Source organism: Microcoleus sp. CAWBG58 (assembly GCF_020883045.1).
Classification (GTDB): domain Bacteria; phylum Cyanobacteriota; class Cyanobacteriia; order Cyanobacteriales; family Microcoleaceae; genus Microcoleus.
The window spans coordinates 1-21,606 of the sequence record NZ_JAHRFA010000103.1; the positions used below are offsets into that span (position 1 = coordinate 1).

Sequence of the window (21,606 nt, forward strand, 5' to 3'; positions counted from 1 at the left end):
CTCGGCTTGAGGGGGATAGCCTGCTGATCTTGGGATGGCCGACCACTCAACAGCGCAGGAAGTAAACGCCGAACAAGAGATTAAAGATAACTTTAGTCAAGTTTGGGTAAGTTTTACGAAGCAGACTGGCACCCAGCCACCGACGCCAACTCCGGGTTATGGGTGAGGCACTGGCAGTTCGCGCGCGACTATCCGTCTTCGGGTATAGCCTGTGTGTGTCCGGAAACCAGGAAAGCAGTCGCAGAATTTGAGAGGACTTGCAGTCAACAGAAGCGGGCATTTGATGCGGAAGTACCGCCTAACCTATCATGGCAATAGAAGTCAACCGAAGGCAAAAGCAAAAGGTTGACATACAGTAGTTGATTTTCTAACAATCATTCACATATGCTGCCAGATGCAGTATCTTTGGTGAATGGCATACATACCACTTAGAAAAGCAGTCGAATTCCTAGGCTTGCATCCAAACACCTTGAGGAAGTACGCAGATGAAGGACAGATTAAATCAATCAAAAATGGAGCAGGGCAGCGCCTCTACGACGTTGAGTCTTACCAATCCAATGGAAAAATCTGTTCAGTCATCTGCTACTGTCGAGTCAGTAGTGCCAAGCAAAAAGATGACCTTGCTAGACAAGTCGAATTCATGCGACAGCGATACCCAGACTCGGAAATCATCCAAGACATTGGCTCTGGACTTAACTTCAAAAGAAAAGGACTGCAAGCCTTACTGGTCAGATTTATGCGCGGGGATAAGCTCACGGTTGTTGTTACCTGTCGAGACAGATTGTGCAGATTCGGATTTGAACTTTTCGAGTTCATGGCAAAACAAAACGGTGGAGAAATCGTGGTTCTCTCAAATCCTGTTCACGCGAGCGAATCCGAACTTACAGCCGATCTTCTTGCCATCCTTCACGTCTTTAGTTGCCGAATGCACGGCCTCAGAATCTACAGCCAGAAAATCAAAGAAGATCCGACTATTCCTAAGCCCTGAACAAAAGGCAATACTCAAGCAATGGTTGGGAGTTAGTCGTTATGTCTACAACACAACTATCAAATACTTGCAGCAACCAGGCACCAAAGCCAATTGGATGTCAATTAAAACGCAAATACTCAATGGGCTGCCTGATTGGGCAAAACCAGTACCGTTTCAAATAAAATCTATTGCCATTAAAGATGCTTGTGTGGCTGTCAAAAAAGCCAAAGCAGATTTCAAGAAAACTGGAAAGATTTGTAGTTGCAAATTTTTTCGCAGTCGAAAAAATACAAAACAGTCTATTTGTATTCCGAAGTCCGCCATTGGGACGAAAGGAATTTATTACACAAAATTGGGTTGGTCAAAGCTGAAAGAGGCATTACCCAAAGACTTCAGCGACGGACGATTAACCCTTGCCTATGGCGAGTATTACATTGTTGTATCTGAAGAAGTGCAGCCACGTCAGACCGATAACCAAGGTCGCGTGGTTGCCTTAGACCCCGGTGTTAGAACGTTCATGACTTTCTTTTCTGAGTCATCCTATGGATGGCTTGGGAATGATTCTAATCTGTGGATTCAAAAACTGTGTTTCCGCGTCGATAAGTTGATTTCAAGAATGAGTAAAGCCTCTAGCAGACAACGCAAAAGATTCAACAAAGTAGCGGACAGATTGAAGTCTAGGATTCAACATCTTGTCAAAGAGTTGCATCAGAAGACTGCTAAGTTTTTAGTTGATAATTTTGACGCGATCTTACTTCCATCATTTGAGTCTTCTCAGATGGTGAGCAAGTCACGTCGCAAGATTCGCTCTAAAACTGTTCGTCAAATGCTGACTTTGAGTCATTATCAGTTCAAAAAGCATCTAGAGTGGAAAGCTTGGGAGCAGGGCAAAGTTGCTTTAACTTCTATTAATGAAGCCTACACTTCAAAGACTGTTTCATGGACTGGAGAGGTCAAAAAGATTGGTGGTAGCAGAACGATTAAAGATTCTGATGGGAATCAGATGAACCGGGATCTAAATGGCGATCGTGGGATCTTCCTTCGGGCATTGGTTGATACGCCTTGGTTACACAGTTTTTGGGCTGTTTAGCTTGTGTGTTTGTTAGTAAATATTAGCAAAAAAGTATCGGTTAATTCAAAGTTGTCAGCAAATATTAGTCAATTATTGACCGACTCGCATTCAGATGATTCTATCTATTGGCATAGCTGCCGCTTGATTTCAATCTTTTTTCAATTAAAATTTCTCTCTAGCCGCATTCCCAGAGGTTCCGCCCTTGAATTCTCAGAAGTACAAAATTCAAGCACTGATTGCTGAGATTGATGAGGTACTCAGCAAGCCCGCACCCCGCTTGCCTTGGACGGGTTCGATCGATACTGTCCACCAGCGCCAGCTTTTAGAGCGAGTTCGCACTTATCTGGTTTCCTCAGAGTCAAAGGTAACTGCCCGCAAGGGGCCCGCCAGCCCAACTGTCCGCCCGGAACCAGTTCCAGTACCCAAAATGCCCCCGAGGATCGATCGCCCCTCAGCAACAGAGCAAATTATGCTTGCCGTCACCGAGGAAATCACCAACCTGCGATCGGGTTTGACGGGGCCGCTCCAAGAAGAAATAGTAGCTCTGCGACAAGAGCAACAAGCCCTCATTCAAGAAATCAAACAGCTAGAAGCAAAACGGCAGCAACAACAATCCCTAGCTCAGCAACAAGCAAACCAACAGCAAATCATTTCTGAATTCTTGCAGGTACTGACGGGGCGCTTGGAAGAAACTTTGGATCGCGATTTATCCCAAATTTTGGGCGGCCTAGAAAATCAATTATTACCAAGCACTGGCGCACAATCGCAGCAATCGGCTTTAACCGCACAAACCTCAGAAGAACTCCCGCTGCTAACACCGGCTCAGAGATTGGAGCAAATGCAACGGTTCCAAGCTAGTGCTGACAGTCTGCTGATGAGGCTCGATTCTACGATGGGTATCGTGTTCGAGGCTTTGGAAGCAAATCTGCAAAGCTATCAAGCTTCCTTGTCCCAAGGACTTGAAAATATGCATGGTTTGAGCCAGCAGAGCGAGGCAATGTTCGCAACTTTTGTCAACCACTTGGTCGCACAGTTGGGACGAGAAGCTTCTTCCTACGTGCAGCAGCCGATCGCCCTGGCAAATGTCGAAACAGGATCCCCAACCGCATCCGATCGCTCTGTTGCTACTGGTGGCTTCTCAAATACCAAGATTCACTCATCAGCCGATGCCGAAAGTGAAGAGCACAGTGGCGAACTCGGAGAACAAGACAGATTGCCCTACGCCGGGACAGAAATTTCTTCGCAATTCGGAAAGTTGAGGCGCGATCGCGATCGCATTGAAACCCCTCTCTCGCTTCCGGATTTGGAAGATAATTTGTTCGGTTCTTCACCGGAAATCCCTCCACAGGTAACTCGCTTGGAGGGTGCTGATTCGGAAAATTTATTAGCAGAAAATGACGAAAATGTTGAGGATTTGTACGCTAGTTTGTTCGCGGGAGAAACAGTCGCAGAACTAGAATTAGAACTGGAAGATTTTACGATCGAAAATACGGAAAATGCTGCCGGAATAGAAGCAGTACTATCTCCACCAGTGGCAGAAGGTGAAACTACAGAACCCCTAAATTCTGCGGAAGATTTGTTTGCAAATCTACTGGATGAAGGCGAATCGCTGGAAGATGTTCTAGCAGATGAAGATTCAGAATTTGCAATCGGTAATTCTGTAGAGACTCTAACTTTAGATACTGAGGATTTATTTGAACCGCAAGTTACAACAGTAGCTGAAGTTTCAGAACCGTCAGCCTTAAGTTCGATCGAGCCTCAACTTGACTTGGACGATCGAGAAAATCTAGAAATGGCTCAAAACCTAGGCGAGCATTTCGACACTGCTGCTGTGCCGGGGCCACATCCTGAGCCTCAGCCCCCGACTTCGAGCGCGGGCGATCGAATTAGCTCGAACCAACCCAGGAACCCCCGCGTACCCAGTGCCCGTGATGTTCAAACTGGAGATTTTGGAAGCTCGTCCCAAGGGCTCAACGATGTTTACATCCAAGCTTCGCCGGAGGAGGATTTGCTGCCGGTTGAGGCATTAGAAGATGACCTCGATCGAGCTCTCAAGTTGGATGTGAGTACGATGGAACTGTTGGAGGCAGACCTCTACAATCTCGAGGGTTCGGATCGTAATGCTCCAAGGCGATCGACTTCAAGTGCTTCTAACAACTTGGATTTATTGGCGAGTTCCCCCGACGGCGGTGCAGACAATCCCTTTGCCGAAGCGGCGGAGGACGAACTCGGATCGCTGGAGGATTTGTTCTCCGATGAGTTGGAACTTGCATCGGAAGATGAACCCTTTGTTTTGGAGGATGAACTTGAGGATGATTTGTTTGCTGGTGAAGATGAATCGAATTTGACGCTAGACGAGATTTTGGCGAGTTTGAAGGATACCGATCCAGAAGTGGCCCAAACTCCGGAAACCGAGGAACTGCCGTCAAATCCTCCAAAAAGTCAAAAAAAAAACCTAATTTCCAGACAGAGTAAAGCCGGGGTTGTTGAGGAGATAACCGAATCTAGGGAATTTGGTGTTGGGCAGCAGCAAGAGTCAGCGCTGCATTCTGTTCCAGGTGCGATCGCCCCTTCATCCTCTCCATCCCAAAAACGCCCGAATTCTCGCTGGTATTTGGGCCTTGATTTTGGTTCCAGCGGGCTGTCGGCCGCTTTGCTCGATCGCGCCAGCGGCCAGTTGCACCCAATTTACTGGGAAACAGCCCAGGCTGAGGTTTCCGCAGCCAGCGCGAGCTTTCGGATTCCCTCAGTTGCGGCGATCGAGGAAGCAGCCCCAACCGCCACCAGCGGCCCGCAGGTGACAGTCAAGTCGGTGGGATCCCCGCAGTTGGATTTGCGTGCGGGAGAATTTTTATTGCAAAATTTTAAATTGCCTTTAAAGGTGGGCATTCCTTATCAGCGGGAAGCTGGTGGGATGTACGAACCGCTGTTGCAGTGGTCATCCGATCGGGCTGTGTCGATCGCCCTACCGCTGCACGCTGTGCGGGCGCTGCTGGCTACTTTGAATCGGAAGCACCAGGAGCAAAAATTGCACGAGGCGAATTCCGATCTCTGGCCAATTCCTAATTTAATCTGCAAAGCTTCGGGACTGACGCCAGAAATTCTGGATGCGGCGCTGCAAGACTTGCAGGGTGTGATTTTGGGGACTCCAGCGAGCTGGTCTCAGGCCTATGGGTTTAACCTGCGGGAGGCTGTTTTGGGCGCGGATCTGGTGGCTTCGGGGGCGCAAATTTTTGTGGTTCCCGATGCGATCGCCACTTTGGTTGCTGCTGTAACTCCTATGAAAAATGCCACAGAAGTGCAATCTGTGGCGGTGGATACTATTGAAAGCTCCCTCGCAGAAGCTGCACCGCTAACTGTCAATCCTTCCTCTTTTAGTGGGGGAACTTTGATTGTGAATGCGGGGGCTGCCACGGTGGAATTAGCTGTAGTTGAGTTGCCGGAAAATCTTCAAAATTTAACTCGTGCTGATTTTACTTGCCAAAGTTTTGATGCGGCTGGCAATGCTTTCGATCAGGATATTATTTGTCAGTTGTTGGCTAAGAATGAAACTTGGGGAATGTCGATCGATTTGCCGCGTCCTGGTCATCCAGATTTACCGAGTCGCTATCAATTACAGCAGCGGTTGCAAGGTTCAGATTTTGGTCTGCAATTGTTAGAAGTGGCAAGGCATTTGAAAGTTATTTTGCAACATCAAGAAAGTTTTGCTTTTGATATTGACCAGCAGCATTGGGAAGTGAAGCGTCGAGATTTGGAAAGTTTAGTTTTAGTGCCTTTTGTACAGCAATTGAATCGTGAATTGAATGCTTTACTCAGCCGTGCGGGAATGTCGCCGGCCCTAATCAATCAGGCGATTTGTACTGGGGGCATGGGTGGTTGGCCTGCGATCGCCCGCTGGTTGCGGCAAAAGCTGCCGAATGCGATCGTGGTTCAAGATCGCGAATTGGAGAGCGATCGAGATATTTCGGAAATTTACAATTTTGCCTCAAATTCCGTATTTCAAAGCACAAACTCTTCAAAAAAAAGCGGTCAAGTTGCCTGCGGGTTGGCAAGTTTAGCTCTCTATCCTCAAATTTTGGATGTGCGACAGCAACAGTACAGCGACTTTTTTCTGCTGTGGGAATTAATGCAGATTTTGGGCCCAAAAACTCTGAGCTTTGAGGAAATTTTGCAGTTGCTCGAACGTCAGGGCGTGAACACCCGCACCTGCAAGCCCCGAATTCTGGGGATTTTGGAAGGAAGATTGCCGGCGGGGCTTTTGCCAGAGGAGGAAGATTTTATGCTGCTAGCCGAGGAGTCGAGGCAAAATCCGGATTGGCAAGCAATTTTGGCGGAGCCGCTTTTCTTTGAAGATGTTTCGCGGGGTTATCGTTTGAATGTGGAACACGCCTCTGTTGTTCGCGAATATTTAGGCAAACTTGCCTCTAGCAGCCAGCAAAAATTGTTGGAGCCACTAACAATTGCTTGGGATATTCCCACGGATATCGATCGGTAAACAGTTGACAGTTGACAGTTGACAGTTGACAGTTGACAGCTTGACCGAAGGAGAGCGACCTCTACCTAGAAGTCCGAGGATTGGAGTAATGAATAGCGCTCTTTTGTCACTTTCATGAGAGTAAATTCTCGAAGACACGACAGCAAAGGATCTCTTGCCAAATGCTCCCAAAGCCAGCAAGGTGTTAGAAAATCGTTCCACAAAGCCATGCCAGATTAGCATTATCAAATTATGGTCAGATTTTTACTTTCTTAGAGTGATTAAAGAGCGATAGTCTGATTTTATTTTCTCCCTCGAAGGCTTGCTTGGGGCTTTCAACCGATTCTTTCTGGTAAACTGCAAAAAATCGGTTTTCTGAGGCGAATTCTCCTTTTCTTCCCGAATATTGCTTATAAAAACCGGGTTTGTGGCGCTCAAAAACTCACTTTTTTTGTTGAATCTAGTTAATTTTACCTAAAATTTATACATTTTTAAAATAAATATACAGAAACTTTATAAAAGAGTAGCAGCTTTTTAAAGATTGTGCAAAGCCCTGGAGTTCCTCTTCTCGCGATCGGGAGAGTTTCATAAGATAGACGTGAGATCGTGTTAAATCTTGAGACAAATTAAGATGAAATTTGTGATGGGTGCTTCTAAATTATCAGTGTTATCAGAAATGCTTTCGTTATCTATTCGGAAATCTACTTACAGAGTTTGTGTATCAAAACAACCACTTCACCTATCCGTAACAAGTAAGGTCAAGCGGTCGATCGATATTTTGGGATCGTTGCTAGGACTGGCAATTGCTGTGGCGGTGGCCGTGCCCGTAGCGGTAGTGATGTTTTTGGACAGTCCTGGCCCGCTGCTCTACAGTCAGGTTCGCTGTGGCTTCAAAGGGCGGCATTTCAGAATCTGGAAATTTCGATCGATGGTTGTAGGTGCAGAAAATCTCAAACATCTAGTTACCAACCAAGCCAAAGGTCACATTTTCAAGAATGACAATGACCCGCGAATTACCCGCATCGGCCGCTTTTTGCGGTGCACGAGCTTGGACGAGTTGCCTCAATTCTGGAACGTGCTAGTCGGGGACATGAGTTTGGTGGGAACTCGACCACCAACTCCCGATGAGGTCGCAGGCTACGGCGATTTTCACTGGCAGCGTTTAAATGTCAAACCCGGTCTGACTGGGGAGTGGCAAGTCAACGGACGCTCTGGAGTTAAAGAATTTGACGATATTGTCCGCATGGATCTAGACTATCAGCGCAAGTGGTCTGTTGTCTACGACATCAGCCTGATTTGCAAAACTATTTGGGTTGTATTGAATAAACAGGGTGCGTGTTAATCGATTTAGTCGATCGGTTGTTTTGGGTTGTTTTTTGTGAGCTTCGATTAGATGAATATTAAGTTAAAAGCTGTTTTGCTCAAAGTTAAACAGCTACCAAAAAATGCTAAATTAAGGGCAAGCTTTAAAAAGCTTGCCCTTAATTTTTTCTATTCATTCATCTTTCTGATTTCGGTCAACTGTCAACTATAGCAATCCTAAACGATTCATGAAGAGTTGTAGGGGTAGCGCCCCCGTGCCTACCCCTTATCTATGGAGGCAACCGGGTTATTCAAGAACCCCTACAAAAATTATGCAAATGATGCGAGGATTGCTATATATCAACTGTCAACTGTCATAAGAGGGCGGGCACGGGGGCACCGCCCCTACAACTCTCCCAGATCCACTGTCATATCGTTTTCGGTTGTATGGGTCGGAATGATTTAACCACAGAGAGCGCAGAGGGCGCAGAGAGAAAAGATAGAGATGAATATATGACAATGCAATCGGATTTGATATCAACTGTCAACTGTCAACTAAGAGGGCAGGCCCGCACCATCCACTGCCCCTACAACTATTAACTGTCAACTGTCAACTGTCAACTGTCAACTATTAACTGTCTTATGAATTTGCCTAATTTGATTACTTTTTCTCGCTTGCTGGGAGTGCCGTTTCTGCTCTACGGTTTGTACGATTCAAGCGCGCAAAGCCGTTGGATTTGTACGGCGATTTTTGTGGTAGCGGCGGCTACTGATTGGCTGGACGGGTATTTGGCTAGAAAGCTGAACCAAATTACCGATTTGGGCAAGTTTCTCGACCCTTTGGTGGATAAATTGTTGGTACTCGCGCCGCTTTTAGTATTGATTGAGTTGGGTAAAGTCCCGGCTTGGGCAGTGTTTTTAATTTTGGGGCGGGAGTTGACAATTGCGGGGTGGCGTGTTAATAAAACTACGATTTCGGGAGCTAATATTTGGGGCAAGTTGAAGACGGTGAGTCAGATTGTGGCGATCGCACTTTTAATCGCTCCCCTCTCCGAAGACTGGAAAGTTCCGGCATTAATTGCGTTTTGGGTTTCTGTGGGTTTAACTTTAATTTCTGGCGCTATCTATCTCTGGCCGTCCAAGACTGCTGAGGAAAAGTAAGCATAAGCCACTTATTTGTTGCAATACAAATTGGAAATTGTAGGGCAAATTCCCGTGCTTAAGAGCGCACATTCCCCATGCGTTTAAGCTCACACAGTATAATTACAGAGAATAATCCATGCTTAAAGTAATAAATTATGCCTTTCAAAAAGTTTTTCATTACTTAACACGCGGTATAAAAGTATAATTTATAGCTGAATAGCTCTATAAAAACAAGTAAAAACTGAGGGCGTCCAATGTGGGAAGAGCCAATCTGTGGCGTTCTTGCGTCCAGGATTGACCAAAAAATATCCTGGATTGCGATCGCCACAATTGAAACAGTAGTTGACTAGACTGGAATTGTATCTGCGGTTAACATATCAGTCAACCGCAGATGTAAGGCAGATCGACGCAGATAAACGCAGATAATTCAAAGAAAAGCGAGCTAATGAATGCCATGCAAGTCTATTGAATGTTGGTGCGTCCATAACTGCTATTAATAGCCCTGCTAGGAAACACTCTATTGCAAATTAGCAAAAACAATGAACTTAGGAATTCGGGCTAAATTGTTGGCTAGCTTTGGAGCTTTGACTGCTTTACTCGCAGTTGTCGGATTTGTGGGTTGGCGGAACACTGTGGAATTAGCACAAGATGCGGAGAAATTGTACGCATATCAAGTTAAGGGGACGGTGGCTCTAGCCAACTCAGAGTCAGCTTTATGGAAGCTGCGTTACGGCTTCCCACAGTTTATCGTTTTACCATCCAAGCGATCGGACATTTTGACCGAAGAGCCACAATTATACAAAATAATTGACGATAACCTGCGAGAATATGCTAAAGGCGAACTCACCCCAGAAGAGCAAGTTGCTTTCGGTAAGGTGCAAGATGCTTATCAAAGGTATATTGCGGCCAGACCTAAGTGGTTTGAGTTGCAGCAAGCAGGTAAACTGAAGGAAGCAGAAGAGTATCGCGCAGCTACGACAACTCCTTTTGGTGCCGAAACAGTTCAGGCTTTTTCAACACTAATCCAACTCCAGCGAAAAGTTGGCGAAACAAAACATCAGGAAATTGAAGCCAATATTCAGGGTTTGACAGTTTTGCTAGTCTGTACTCTGAGTTTTGCTTTGTTGTCTGCAGCAGTCTTGACTGCGATCGTCAGCCGCGATATTGTTAACCCGATAGTGGAATCTGTCAAAAAGATTGTTTCTTCTTCCATGCAAATTACTGCCGCAGTCGATCGGCAAGAATACACGATATCTCAGCAAGTTAATGCTGTGAATCAAACAACTGCGACGATGAACGAGTTAAGTGTTGCATCGTCCATGTCAGCCAAGCAAGCAGAAGCATCAGCAGTCTCGTCCCATCAAGCACTAACCCTAGCTGAGTCTGGAAATGAATCTGTAGAAAAGACGATGAAGGGAATCGTAACTCTGCAAGAAAAAGTAGATGCGATCGCCAAACAGATTACATACTTGAACGAAAATACTGTTAAAATTAGTGGGATTTCTGACCTGGTAGCCGATCTCGCCAACCAAACAAATATGCTAGCTCTTAATGCCGCTGTGGAAGCAGTGCGTGCTGGGGAAAATGGCAAGGGTTTTGCTGTAGTAGCGACAGAAATTAGGCGACTAGCTGATGAAAGCAAACAATCGGCTGATAAAATTAATGTTCTAACTAAAGAAATTCAAGTTGCGATCGGCTACACGGTGACGGTAACGGATGAAGGTGCAAAAACCGCAGCACAAGGAATTATACAAGCCAGGGGGACAACAGAAATTTTTGCCGGTGTGGCAGAGGCGGTAGATAAGGTATTTTTGAACAATCAACAAATTGCTCTGAATGCTAACCAACAGGCGATCGCAATTGAACAAGTGCTCGCAGCAATGAACCATGTTAACTTAGGAGCAACAGAAACTGCTAGTAGCCTTGCTCAAGTTAAAGTCAGTACGGAACTGCTCAACCAAACCGCAGCAGAACTAAATAAAATGGCTTAGTAGAAGAAAGAAGTAAAAAGCTGTAAGGTGCGGTTTAATTGTCAGGATAGCATATATAAAACTACCAAAAGGCTGGCTAAGGTATGTTGTTGGGCTTTAGCCCTCTTTGCTAGTCTTATGAAAGAGGGCTAAAGCCCAACAACGTACCTAATGCAGCTTAATAATGACTCCCAGATTTCCGGTAGTGTACGGCTGTCACCCCGTCATTTTTCAACAAATGACCGCTTTCAACCGCCGCATAAACCACCCAGTGATCGCCGCATTCCATCCGACCCATAACTTCGCATTCGAGATAAGCTAAAGCATCAGTCAAAACCGGACAGCCGTTGCTAGCTTCTGTTGTTTCAACTCCGGCAAATCTGTCTTCTCCGGGAGCAAAGTTTTTCATGAAATACTTCCGCAACTGTCGCCCTTCTGCTAAGATATTGAGCACAAATTTATCTCCGGCGTACATCAAAGCTTCGATCGATCGATCTTTAGCCACCGCAATCGTCAAACCCGGAGGGCTAAACGTGGCTTGCGATACCCACGAAGCCAACATCGCACTCGTGACATCCCCGCGTCGCGCTGACAGTACGCACAGCGAACCTACCAATCTTCCTACAGCTTGTTCCGTGCGATCGCTCCCAGCCGTCAACTGCGCTTTCGGCGCCCGCAATTTTTGCGACTTAATCAAAGCTTGAGCAAAATCCGTTCCCGCTTCTTTGCACTCGTGAATTGTCGCCGCCGTCGGCTTAAACTTGGCTCGAATCGGCTCAAATCCAATCCGATAGCCAGCATCTTTCAGCTTACCTTCCACTAGGTCGATCGCCTCGCCACTCCAGCCAAAAGAACCGAAAACCCCCGCTAATTTGCTCTTAGTTGCTGTAGACAACACAACTCCCAAAGCCGTTTGAATTTGCGTCGGCGCGTGTCCGGCTAGCGTCGGAGTACCGATGATAAATCCGGCGCATTTCTCGATCGCCTCTTGAATTTCTCCCGGTTCGGCAAATTCGCAATTGATGCTTTCTACAGCAACACCGGCCTTCGTAATCCCTTTGGCGATCGCCTGCGCCAAAGTAGCAGTATTGCCGTAAGCCGAAGCATAAATCAAAGCAACTGTCAAGTCTTTTGAATTTTGTTGTTGGCTCCATTCCCGATACAAATTGCTCAATTCGTGGAGGCCGTAACGGACGATCGGGCCGTGACCCGGAGCATAAAATGCTGTTGGCAAATCAGCTAATTTATCCATTGCTGTCAGCACTTGTTTCGCCTGAGATGCGTGCAGGGAATCGTAATAATAGCGCCGATCTTCGCTGTAAACGCTCCAGCCTTCATCAAATACTTGATCGCTGCAAACGTGAGAACCAAAAAACTTGTCAGTGAACACGATGCGAGTTTGCGGATCGTAGGTGCAAAGTTCATCAGGCCAGCGCGGAGTCGGAGTTGCCAGGAATTTTAATTTGTGACCTTTACCTAAATCGAGAGTTTCTTCACCCCGAACGATCATAATGTTTAACTCTTGTTCGGGAAAAGCCGATCGCAAACCAATTGCCGCCGGATTCGTGCAAACAAAAGCTACTTGCGGAGCCAATTCTAACAAAGCTTTGATCGTGACGGATCTGTTAGCATTGAAATGCCCCAAAATTATGTAATCCAGCGTTCTCAAGTCCACCCGTTTCTGCAAAGATTCCAGATAATTTTGGGTAAAAGATTCCCCAGGCGGATCGAACAAAGCAGTTTTGTCTGCTTGAATGAGATAGCTGTTGGCTGTTGTCCCCCTTTGCAGGGAATATTCTACTTCAAATTTGAGTCTGTCCCAAGTGCGCGATCGCACTGCTGCGGTATCGGTGGCAATTGGAATAAACTGTACGTCGCGGGGTTTGGTATTAGATCCGAGTCTGGGAGTCAAAGTATTGGTCATTGATTGCACCTATCTATATTAAGTTTGCTAGGGGGAAACTGTTGATTTTGTGAATGAGCTTTTTTATTAACCGCAGAGGACGCAGAGGAAGAAAGGAAGAAATAATGTAGGGTGCGTCAGCAGATAGTCGATGATTGAGTCGAATAAAACTTCGGTTGACGCACCTTACTAATTTATGAGGCTGCTCCCGAATTCCGAAATCCGATCCCCCCTAACCCCCCTTAATAAGGGGGGAACAAGATTCCGCTCAAAGTCCCCCTTCTTAAGGGGGATTTAGGGGGATCGGGATATATGCAACGACCCATTAAATTGGTATAAGAGGGCGGGCCCGCACCATCCACCGCCCCTACAACTTGTTAACTATCAACTGACAACTATCAACTATCAACTGACAACTATCAACTGACAACTGTCAACTGACTAATAGTGATTTCCAACTTTGCGGTGGTGAACTGCCGGCAGTGCTTCGGGATTGGATACGCGACCGCTATCTACCGTCGCATATACGATATGATGATCCGAAAGTTCCATCCGGCTGACCACTTCGCATTCCATGTAAGCCAAAGCATCGGTCAAAATCGGAGAACCGTTGGTAGCAGGTTGAGTTTTAACTCCGGCAAATCGATCGGCACCTGGGGCAAAACGCTTCAAAAAGTGCTTCATCAAGCTTTGATAATTGCCTTCTTCGAGCACGTTAAGTACAAATTTATCACCTGCGTGCATCATCGATTCGATCGCCCGATCCTTGGCAACTGCTATAGTTAAACCCAACGGTTTAAAGCTGGCCTGCGTCACCCAAGAAGCCAACATTGCACTGCTAACCTCGCCTTTTTGAGCCGTAATAATGTACAATCCGCCGCTGATACGTCCCAAAGCTTTATCAACATCGCTATCCAGGGATTTCATCTGTTTGACAGCCTTGTCCCGCGACAGCCACTGTCCCAAGTCAGTACCCGCTTCGTCGCAAACTTGATAAATCGCTTCCGTCGGCACTTCTTTAATCAAAATGTTGGGAAATGCTTCTTTCAAACCCAACTCTTTGAACTTGTTTCGCAGCGGATAAATCGATGCGTCATCGCCGCCGCCGGATTCGCACAAACCGAAGGATTGTTTGTTGTTAGCTGCAACTAAAATTGTGTTGATAGCAGCTTCGGCATTCTCCGCAGCAGCCCCATTACTCGGTGGCGAACAAATCACAATCCCCGCAGCAGTACCGACAAGTTCCCGCACTTCTTGTAAGTCGGCGGTTTTCAAGTCCATCATTTCTACGGCGACACCAGTTTTGGTAATCCCGTGGGCGATCGCCTGGCTGAGTCGATCGCTAAATCCGTAATCAGAAGTGTAGAATACCGCTACAGTGGTTTCTGCCTTAGCTTGTTCTTGGCTCCACTTTTTGTAACGTCCGGTAAGTTCCACCACATTGTACCTGAGCAGCGGCCCGTGACCGGTTGCCACCGTACCGATTTCTCCCAACTCGGCCATCCGCTTCATTGCACTCAGTACCGATCGAGCATTCGGAGCCATCAAACACTCATAATAAAAGTGATAATCCTCCTCAACCGCCGCTAAATCGTCATCATAGGTACTGTCAGAACAGTAGTGCATCCCGAAAGCATCGCAGGTGAACATCACCTGAGTTTTGCTATCGTAACTGAAAATAGTATCCGGCCAGTGCAAATTCGGCGCCGACACAAATTCGATAACGTGGCCATTTCCTAAATCTAGTTTGTCCCCATTTTTCACGACAAGTCGCTCAAAAGGCTGATGTATCAGGTTTTCTAAAAATTGAATTGCTACTTTCGCCCCCACGACAATCGCCTGGGGTGCCAAAGCCAGCACATCCTTAACCAAACCGCTGTGGTCTGGTTCAGTGTGGCTGATAATTAGATAATCAATCTCTTTCGGGTCAATTTCCCCCGTCAGAGTTTCCATATATTGCTGGCGAAACTTCTCGTGCGAGGTATCTACGAGGGCAGTTTTTTCGCCACGAATGATGAAAGAGTTGTAAGTTGTACCGTTTTTGAGCCCGAATTCGATGTCAAAACGGTCTCTATCCCAGTCCAGGCATCGAATTGCCGTTGTATCTGAGGCAATTTCGACCTTTTCCACCGTCAATCTGCGTTGGACTCGTTCAGTCAGGGCTACCATACTCTGCCTCCTTGTCTGTTATCCATTACCTTATTGTTTCCATTCTGACACGTTTCTTTTGTAAATCTTCATAAAATTTCTTATGACGCTGTTAAGTAACTTCAAAGTTATTAATGTTTGAGTTAGGCGATTCCCTACGGGATAGCTTCGCTTCACGACCATTTTGAGAAAAATCCACAAATTAGGTCTTGACAAAATCCCCATTTCACCAAATCTGATTTATTTTATGGATTGCTGAAAAAGTATGCGTAGTGGAAAAACGAGGCTACACACCTTAAAAAACCTGAGTTCGGGATAAGAAATCATTGAATGTGCCTTGGCGAATGGAATTCGTGGCTACACAGACTCGATCTGACGGGAGCAGACTAGATTTTGAGGCCTGCAGAAGAGTGTGCGGGGGCACACTTTGTCTGTATAGCTGCGGTTTCTAACCGCCAAGCGTCCAAAAATTAACCCGAACTCAGGTTAAAAAATAATAGGTTTATTGCTAAAATCCCAAATTTATCCAGAAACTAACAACTTTCATTGGAAGGGTTTTGAGCCTCTATAATCCTATAACTTGCACTTAGATAGAGCCAAGAAATCTTGAACGCCTGCTCTGGCAAACTTTATACTTTATATTCAGCAAGCCCTAAAAGAAATTGGACGCACCCAGAACTCAGAAACCCGGTTTCTTCCTATATTTCTTGCTATTCAATTCTTCCGATTCGTCAGCGGTAACTCTACAATCAACTCAGTTCCTTCGCCCACCTGACTGACGCACCGAATCCGGCCGCCGTGAGCTTGTACAATTACCTGATAGCACACCGAAAGTCCTAAGCCCGTACCTTTCCCCACAGGTTTAGTCGTAAAAAACGGATCGAAAATCTTGTCTTGAATCTGCGCCGGAATGCCACTTCCCGTATCGCGCACAGAGATTGTTACCCAGTCCGGCTCGCTTAGCCAACTGCGGATTGTTAATTCTCCGGGTTTGTCGGCTGAGTCGATCGCATCTAAGGCATTGTCCATCAAATTATAAAATACTTGGTTGATTTGACCGGGATGACATTTGACTCTCGGCAGATTTCCGTATTGTTTTTCAATTTTGATATTTGATTTGAGTTTATGTTGCAGCATCAATAAACTGCTTTCCAAACCTTCATGCAAATCCACAGCTTGAAATTCTGCGCGATCTAAGCGAGAAAAATTTCGCAGCGTCATCACGATCGATCGAATCCTGCCACTGCCTTCCCGCATCGAATTGAGCATTTTGCCAAAGTCATCTCGAACGTAATCGAGTTCTAGTTCTTCATTGATTTTGACAAGTGCCTCCGCTGCTTCTGGGCAGGCATTCCCGCACAATTCTAGAGCTTCGTTTAAGACTTTAAAATATTCTTGAGCGTGAAACAAGTTAGCGTGGATGAAATTGTTAGCGTTGTTGATTTCGTGAGCAATTCCCGCTACCATTTGCCCCAAACCAGACATTTTTTCGCTTTGAATCAATTGCTGCTGTGTCGATCGCAATTCTTGGAGGGCTGCTTGCAATTGCTGGGTTTGAGCTTGAGATTTGACTGCCGCTTCTCGGACTTGGCTGTAAAGTTCTGCTTGCTGAATCGCGATCGCCATTTGATCGGCTAGCTGCGACAGCAACTCCATTTCTTGGCGCTGCCAATTTCGGGTATCGTGACACTCGTGAGCAATCAACAAACCCCACAGTTTACCGGGAAATTTTACAGGAGAATTTATGTCTGTAGAAAGTGAATGGTCTTCGTTTTGGGATGTAACAATCGGTACGATCAGATTAGCTTTTACCTGCAAGCTGTCTAAAAAATCAACGTGACAAGGCTCTAAACCGGCCTGAAAAATATCATTAATTGCTTTGACTCGCCCTTGCTGGTAAAGATCGGCGTAATTTCCCCTAAAACACTTATCTGCCCCCATATCTCCTAAAATTGAAGGCCAAGGAACTGTCATATCTTCAACGACAACTGTTCCCTGCCAGTTGTCTTGAAACTGATAGATAATTACCCGATCGCACTGCAACAATTGGCGGACTTCTCTCACCGCTGTTTGCAGGATAGTTCCCAGATCCAGGGTACTGCGAATTTGGTTGCCAATCAGTCGCAGCAGAGATTCTCGTTCGGCTTGACGGCAGGTTTTGCTGTAGAGTTTGGCTTGATTGATCGCGATCGCCAATTGCGATGCTACCCCTTCTAATAGTTGCCGTTCCCAATCAGTCCATTCCCGTTCGCGATCGCACTGATGCAAGCCAATTATGCCATTCACTTCACCTTGATAGCGAGTAGCGACTGCCAGCATTGACTTAATTTCCAAAACCTCGGCAATTTTACGGGTTTGTGCATTTAACCCCGGAAAATCCAGAAACTTCGTCAATGCTAGGGACTCTTGCTGGGAAACGACTGCGGCCAAGTGTGGGTTGTCAGTAATCGGTACTTTCATCCCCAGTTGTATGGGATAGTCTCCCGCGTTGTACTCTCCCCGCGTCACTAACGTTTTTTCTGCATTAGATTCTTTGACTAAAATACTCGCGCGGCTGCAATGTAGCGCTTGCCCCAGCAACCGGCAGGCCGATGTTAAAATCTGTTCTATATCAAGGGTGCTGCGAATTTCGTTATTAATTTCGTTGAGCAAGTTTGATAGTTGAACTTGCTGCTGCATCTGCACGATGATAGCTTTTTGTTGGTCTACTTCCGGCAGCAAAAGACCTTCTTCTTGATTCCAGTTACCTGATTCAGGCAACCGCGCAGTCAGTCTCTGCCAGGGGGTTTCTGGTTGTTGTATTTTTAAAGACATATTTACTCAGCACTTGTACAGTATTTTGATAGACTCTGGTTTTTTACACATTTGCTTACCCCGCCACCAGCCGATCGTCGCTACCACAAATTTAGAACGATATTAAAACATTATAAATGATATATCCCGAGCATTGCAATTATTTGCTTTACAAATATTTATCAATAATAATTATGGCTCAGCAGCCGACAATACTAATGAGGCACGCGCCATCTTTTTCGTCAGATGTCAATTAGAGTTAACCGTCCCCCTAAGCGAATAAAATTAATCTAAAATCTATCTATAGTGATACTGCTTGGGCGCGATCGATCGATAAACATGGAAAATTCAATTGCCGACAATTTTTGCCCGGGATCTGGCACCGACAACCCGATCGCTGGATTGGCAGGTAAAAGCCTGGTTAAAATAGCTTTGGCGATCGGCAATTCGCGATTGCACTGGGGATTATTTACGGGCAGAACTTTGGAGAGAACATGGGATACTGAGCATCTCAAAGCTGATGCTGTTTCCCGGCTCTGTGAGGCAGAAAAAGCGGAATATTTGGTGGAAACGGTGATGAGGTCGATCGAGCAAATATCGGCTCAAAATCTGCTCGATCTTCCTGCTACTCCCGCTGTGTCTAGTCCTCAGACACTTTCTGTAGTGCCGCTACCTTTAGTTTTGGCCTCAGTAGTTCCCCAGCAAACAGCAATTTGGCAGAGTTATCCTGAAGTCCGAATTATTACTTTAGACCAGTTACCGATCGGGGGACTCTATCCTACCCTGGGAATTGACAGAGCTTTAGCTTTACTGGGTGCTGGCAACCAATTTGGTTGGCCAATTTTACTTATAGATGCTGGTACAGCTTTAACATTTACTGGGGCTAATGTCAATAGGTATTTAGTCGGGGGTGCCATCTTACCGGGTTTGGGTTTGCAGTTGTCCTCGTTAGGAAAAAAGACTGCTGCATTGCCCTCAGTAGGCTTACCAGAAAATCTGCCGCATCGCTGGGCTACAGATACTGCTGGGGCAATTCAAAGCGGGGTTGTATATGCGGCGGTGGCAGGAGTTAGGGATTTTATTGAAGATTGGCGGAGGTTGTTTCCGAATACCCAAATTGCACTCACGGGGGGCGATCGCATTTTGTTATTGAAATACCTCACCGCACTATTTCCCAATACGGCTTCCTCGGTAATTGACGCACCAGAGGCTATTTTTTGGGGAATCATAGCATTTTAGATTTTAGATTGAGGGATTGGGGGATTGACCAATTGATTGAGATTTGATGTTGAAGAATTGGTAATGATTGATTCCGTAAAGGTTTCAAACAGGGGCATACAGTTGTATTTTTTTTGAATTTATATGAGTTTGTTAAATGTTGACGGCGACTAAAACAGGCTTTATTCTTAGGTACGTTGTTGCGCTTCAGCGCTCTTGCAGATCGAGGATAAAGAGCGCTAAAGCGCAACAACATACCTTTTTGAAAGGTGACAGTAGACAGTTGACAGTTGGCTAACTAATCACTAAGGATCGCAAATTAAATAATTTACACTTTTGAAATTGGGATGAGCCTTTATAACCCGTCTTTTCTGGACGGGCTATAAAAGCCTATCCCACAAGAAGCATGAAATTGTAAGTTATTTAATTCTCATTCCTAATGACTAATAAAGAGCGCTCAAGCGCAACAACATACCTTTTTGAAAGGTGACTGTTGGCTAACTAATGACCAATGACTAATGACTAATGACTAATGACTAATGACCAATTATCAATTCATTTAGCAAACTGGCGAATATAGCGAGCAACAATATCCGGGACTTCCTGTGGCAAATTGCTGTCTCCCGGACTGACAGATTCCAGTTCGGCATTAGGAGCCAGAGCAGCATAGGATTGACACAGAGACAAAGCTGCGGGGGTATCTTCAGAACCTTGCAAAACCAAAACAGGCGCTTTCAGCAAGGCCAAATTCTCATCAACTAACTCTGCTATAATTTCAGGCCGCCGCCGCCCGAACAGCAACTGCACGGCAACTGGGGACTGCATCAACTGCTGTCTCAAGTTTAGCAGTCTGTCAATCTGCTTTTGACCCCCCAGCAACTTAGCAATTGGATAGATCGATCGCAACAACCAGTATGCCAACGGAGGTTGAGCGATCAGCCAGCTAGCCGTCTGCCACCGCCCCCCCTGGTTGCCAGCCTTGACGCCTTCTGGGGCTAATAACACTAAACCCTGAACTCGATCGGGATATTTGATGGCATAGCTAGCAGCCACCCAGCCGCCCAAAGAGTCACCAATTAAATAAACCTCTTGCAGGTTCAAAGCATCGAGGTATTGGGCGAGACATTCTACTTCCAGATCGATCGAATAATTAACATTTGGGTGTTCCGAGTCGCCAAAGCCCAGCAAATCTGGTGCGAAGCATTGGAAGTCCGGGCTCAAAAGCTCGATCGTCCGCAGCCACTGACTGCCGTCGCCCCAAGAACCATGCAAAAATACTAAATTTGGGCCTCTGCCGACTTCGCGCCAGAAAATGTGTCCTAAAGAGAGTTTGACCCGAGAATTGCGTAACGGTGAGTACATCCGGTTTAATATTCAGCAATAAAAAGATTATTAAATTAATGTTCAGATATCATAAATTAAAGCATGGAAACATTAAAAATTAATTCCCTACTAATAAAAGGTAGCTTGTTAAGGTGAGGTAATTCCCAACGTTGCTCAAATGTAGATGCCCTGAGAATTTACGCTAAAGTTGTCAGGCCTTGAAAATAGTTATGCAAGTGCTCGCCATTATCATGGCTAAGCTGGTCTTCCGGCAGCGCTGTCGGCAAAAAAGCTTCCACCTCGCTGATTTCAAGCGAATCCTGAACTTGCATCTTGCCCTGCACCTCTGCTTCCACCACTATACAAATCGAGTGCAAGCGAGGGTCTCTATCGGCAGCCGAATAAACGCCCACCAAGCGACGAATTTTGACTAAATCGAGTCCTGTTTCCTCCGCCAATTCTCGGCGCACTGTTGTCGGAATATCCTCTCCCCAATCCACCATACCTCCCGGAAGTGCCCAGCGACCGTTGTCGCGGCGTCGAATTAACACTATTCTCCCGTCAGGTAACACAGGAATCACGGCGGTACCAGTGACGGGATGTCGAAAAATCAGACCCAGCACAGTCTGTACAAATTGCCACAATCTACGCATACACTCAAAAGTTTGTTTAGGGGAAAGTAATTTTAGACCTGCTATCTCGCAGATTTGGGGTCAGAATTATTATATTCTTCTTTCAGGCAAAATATCCGACAATTCTCCTAAAATCTCCACTGCGTGAGATTCTGGTTTGACTTTGCGCCAAACAGTTTCAATCCTACCATCAGGGTCGATCGCGAAGGTCGATCGAGTAATGCCCATAAATTCTTTGCCCATAAATTTTTTGAGTCCGTAACAACCGTAAGCGGTTGCCACTTCGGCGTTTGAGTCGCACAGCAAGGGAAAAGGCAGTTGATATTTAGCTTTCAGCAGCATTCATCCCCGCGCCAGGAGCGTAGCCTCGCGTCGGGATGAATGCGTGCGAGTTGACGATTCCACTCTTGCGAGTCAAATTCCTCTTCGGAACGTGGAACAGCGTCGGGGTGGATGAGGAAACCAGCAAATTCTTTGGTATAATTGCATAAACTTGACCATTATCCCCCTACGCGAAAACCAAGCTAAACGGGGTTGACGACTGTTGACGATTTACCTAGATTTACCTAGGATTTAGTAGTTAGATTCTAGGTAAATCAATGGATAGACTGATTAGCATTGGCGAGTTAGCAGAGCTTAAAGCCGTAAGCGTTGACAC

General features: G+C 46.0%; 15 protein-coding genes. 8 read left to right on the top strand and 7 right to left on the bottom strand.

Annotated features, from left to right (window positions below):
* Nucleotides 1-34 precede the first annotated feature (34 nt).
* The 4 genes from QZ918_RS29205 (at nucleotide 35) to QZ918_RS29220 (ending at nucleotide 6,537) form a co-directional block, all read left to right on the top strand.
* Complete coding sequence (locus QZ918_RS29205) at nucleotides 35-166, top strand: hypothetical protein (RefSeq protein ID WP_293341615.1); 132 nt, start codon at nucleotides 35-37, stop codon at nucleotides 164-166.
* 246 nt (nucleotides 167-412) lie between these two features.
* Nucleotides 413-988, top strand: a complete 576-nt coding sequence (locus QZ918_RS29210) for an IS607 family transposase (RefSeq protein ID WP_293152287.1) — start codon at nucleotides 413-415, stop codon at nucleotides 986-988.
* Nucleotides 897-2,060 carry an RNA-guided endonuclease InsQ/TnpB family protein gene (locus QZ918_RS29215; protein ID WP_293341648.1) on the top strand — a complete coding sequence of 388 codons (1,164 nt, stop codon included), beginning with the start codon at nucleotides 897-899 and terminating at the stop codon, nucleotides 2,058-2,060. Before QZ918_RS29210 ends, QZ918_RS29215 begins: the two co-directional genes overlap by 92 nt.
* Nucleotides 2,061-2,244: 184 nt before the next feature.
* Nucleotides 2,245-6,537 (top strand): acetate and sugar kinases/Hsc70/actin family protein, encoded by a 4,293-nt coding sequence (locus QZ918_RS29220; protein ID WP_293341618.1) that lies wholly within the window; start codon nucleotides 2,245-2,247, stop codon nucleotides 6,535-6,537.
* Here QZ918_RS29220 and QZ918_RS29225 read toward each other — a convergent pair.
* Nucleotides 6,496-6,759, bottom strand: coding sequence for a hypothetical protein (locus QZ918_RS29225; protein ID WP_293341621.1), 264 nt, complete (start codon nucleotides 6,757-6,759; stop codon nucleotides 6,496-6,498). The two genes, QZ918_RS29220 and QZ918_RS29225, sit on opposite strands and share 42 nt — an antisense overlap.
* 433 nt (nucleotides 6,760-7,192) lie before the next feature.
* Here QZ918_RS29225 and QZ918_RS29230 point away from each other — a divergent pair, with 433 nt between their 5' ends.
* The 3 genes from QZ918_RS29230 to QZ918_RS29240 all read left to right on the top strand — a co-directional run bounded on the left by QZ918_RS29230 (nucleotide 7,193) and on the right by QZ918_RS29240 (nucleotide 10,952).
* Complete coding sequence (locus tag QZ918_RS29230) at nucleotides 7,193-7,858, top strand: sugar transferase (protein WP_293341624.1); 666 nt, start codon at nucleotides 7,193-7,195, stop codon at nucleotides 7,856-7,858.
* Nucleotides 7,859-8,460: 602 nt separating this feature from the next.
* Nucleotides 8,461-8,979, top strand: coding sequence for a CDP-diacylglycerol--glycerol-3-phosphate 3-phosphatidyltransferase (pgsA, locus tag QZ918_RS29235; protein WP_293341627.1), 519 nt, complete (start codon nucleotides 8,461-8,463; stop codon nucleotides 8,977-8,979).
* 521 nt (nucleotides 8,980-9,500) lie between these two features.
* Nucleotides 9,501-10,952: a HAMP domain-containing methyl-accepting chemotaxis protein gene (locus QZ918_RS29240; protein ID WP_293341630.1), complete on the top strand. Its 1,452-nt coding sequence runs from the start codon at nucleotides 9,501-9,503 to the stop codon at nucleotides 10,950-10,952.
* A gap of 157 nt (nucleotides 10,953-11,109) precedes the next feature.
* Here QZ918_RS29240 and QZ918_RS29245 read toward each other — a convergent pair whose 3' ends face one another.
* The 3 genes from QZ918_RS29245 to QZ918_RS29255 form a co-directional block, all read right to left on the bottom strand.
* Complete coding sequence (locus QZ918_RS29245) at nucleotides 11,110-12,855, bottom strand: diflavin flavoprotein (protein ID WP_293341633.1); 1,746 nt, start codon at nucleotides 12,853-12,855, stop codon at nucleotides 11,110-11,112.
* 420 nt (nucleotides 12,856-13,275) lie between these two features.
* Nucleotides 13,276-15,003: a diflavin flavoprotein gene (locus QZ918_RS29250; protein WP_293341636.1), complete on the bottom strand. Its 1,728-nt coding sequence runs from the start codon at nucleotides 15,001-15,003 to the stop codon at nucleotides 13,276-13,278.
* A gap of 693 nt (nucleotides 15,004-15,696) precedes the next feature.
* On the bottom strand, nucleotides 15,697-17,796 hold the full coding sequence (locus QZ918_RS29255) for a GAF domain-containing sensor histidine kinase (protein ID WP_293341640.1): 2,100 nt from the start codon (nucleotides 17,794-17,796) through the stop codon (nucleotides 15,697-15,699).
* A gap of 318 nt (nucleotides 17,797-18,114) precedes the next feature.
* On the opposite strand from QZ918_RS29255, the gene QZ918_RS29260 reads away from it, so the two are divergent.
* Entirely contained in the window at nucleotides 18,115-19,014 is a 900-nt protein-coding gene (locus tag QZ918_RS29260; protein WP_293341643.1) for a pantothenate kinase, read from the top strand.
* A 534-nt stretch (nucleotides 19,015-19,548) separates the two neighbouring features.
* Here the strand turns inward: QZ918_RS29260 and QZ918_RS29265 are convergent.
* From QZ918_RS29265 to QZ918_RS29275, 3 genes are all read right to left on the bottom strand, one after another.
* Nucleotides 19,549-20,355, bottom strand: coding sequence for an alpha/beta fold hydrolase (locus tag QZ918_RS29265; protein WP_293341646.1), 807 nt, complete (start codon nucleotides 20,353-20,355; stop codon nucleotides 19,549-19,551).
* Between the two features lie 158 nt (nucleotides 20,356-20,513).
* Nucleotides 20,514-20,969: an NUDIX hydrolase gene (locus QZ918_RS29270; protein ID WP_293152256.1), complete on the bottom strand. Its 456-nt coding sequence runs from the start codon at nucleotides 20,967-20,969 to the stop codon at nucleotides 20,514-20,516.
* A 69-nt stretch (nucleotides 20,970-21,038) separates the two neighbouring features.
* Entirely contained in the window at nucleotides 21,039-21,290 is a 252-nt protein-coding gene (locus tag QZ918_RS29275; RefSeq protein WP_363318764.1) for a redoxin domain-containing protein, read from the bottom strand.
* Nucleotides 21,291-21,606: the final 316 nt, after the last annotated feature.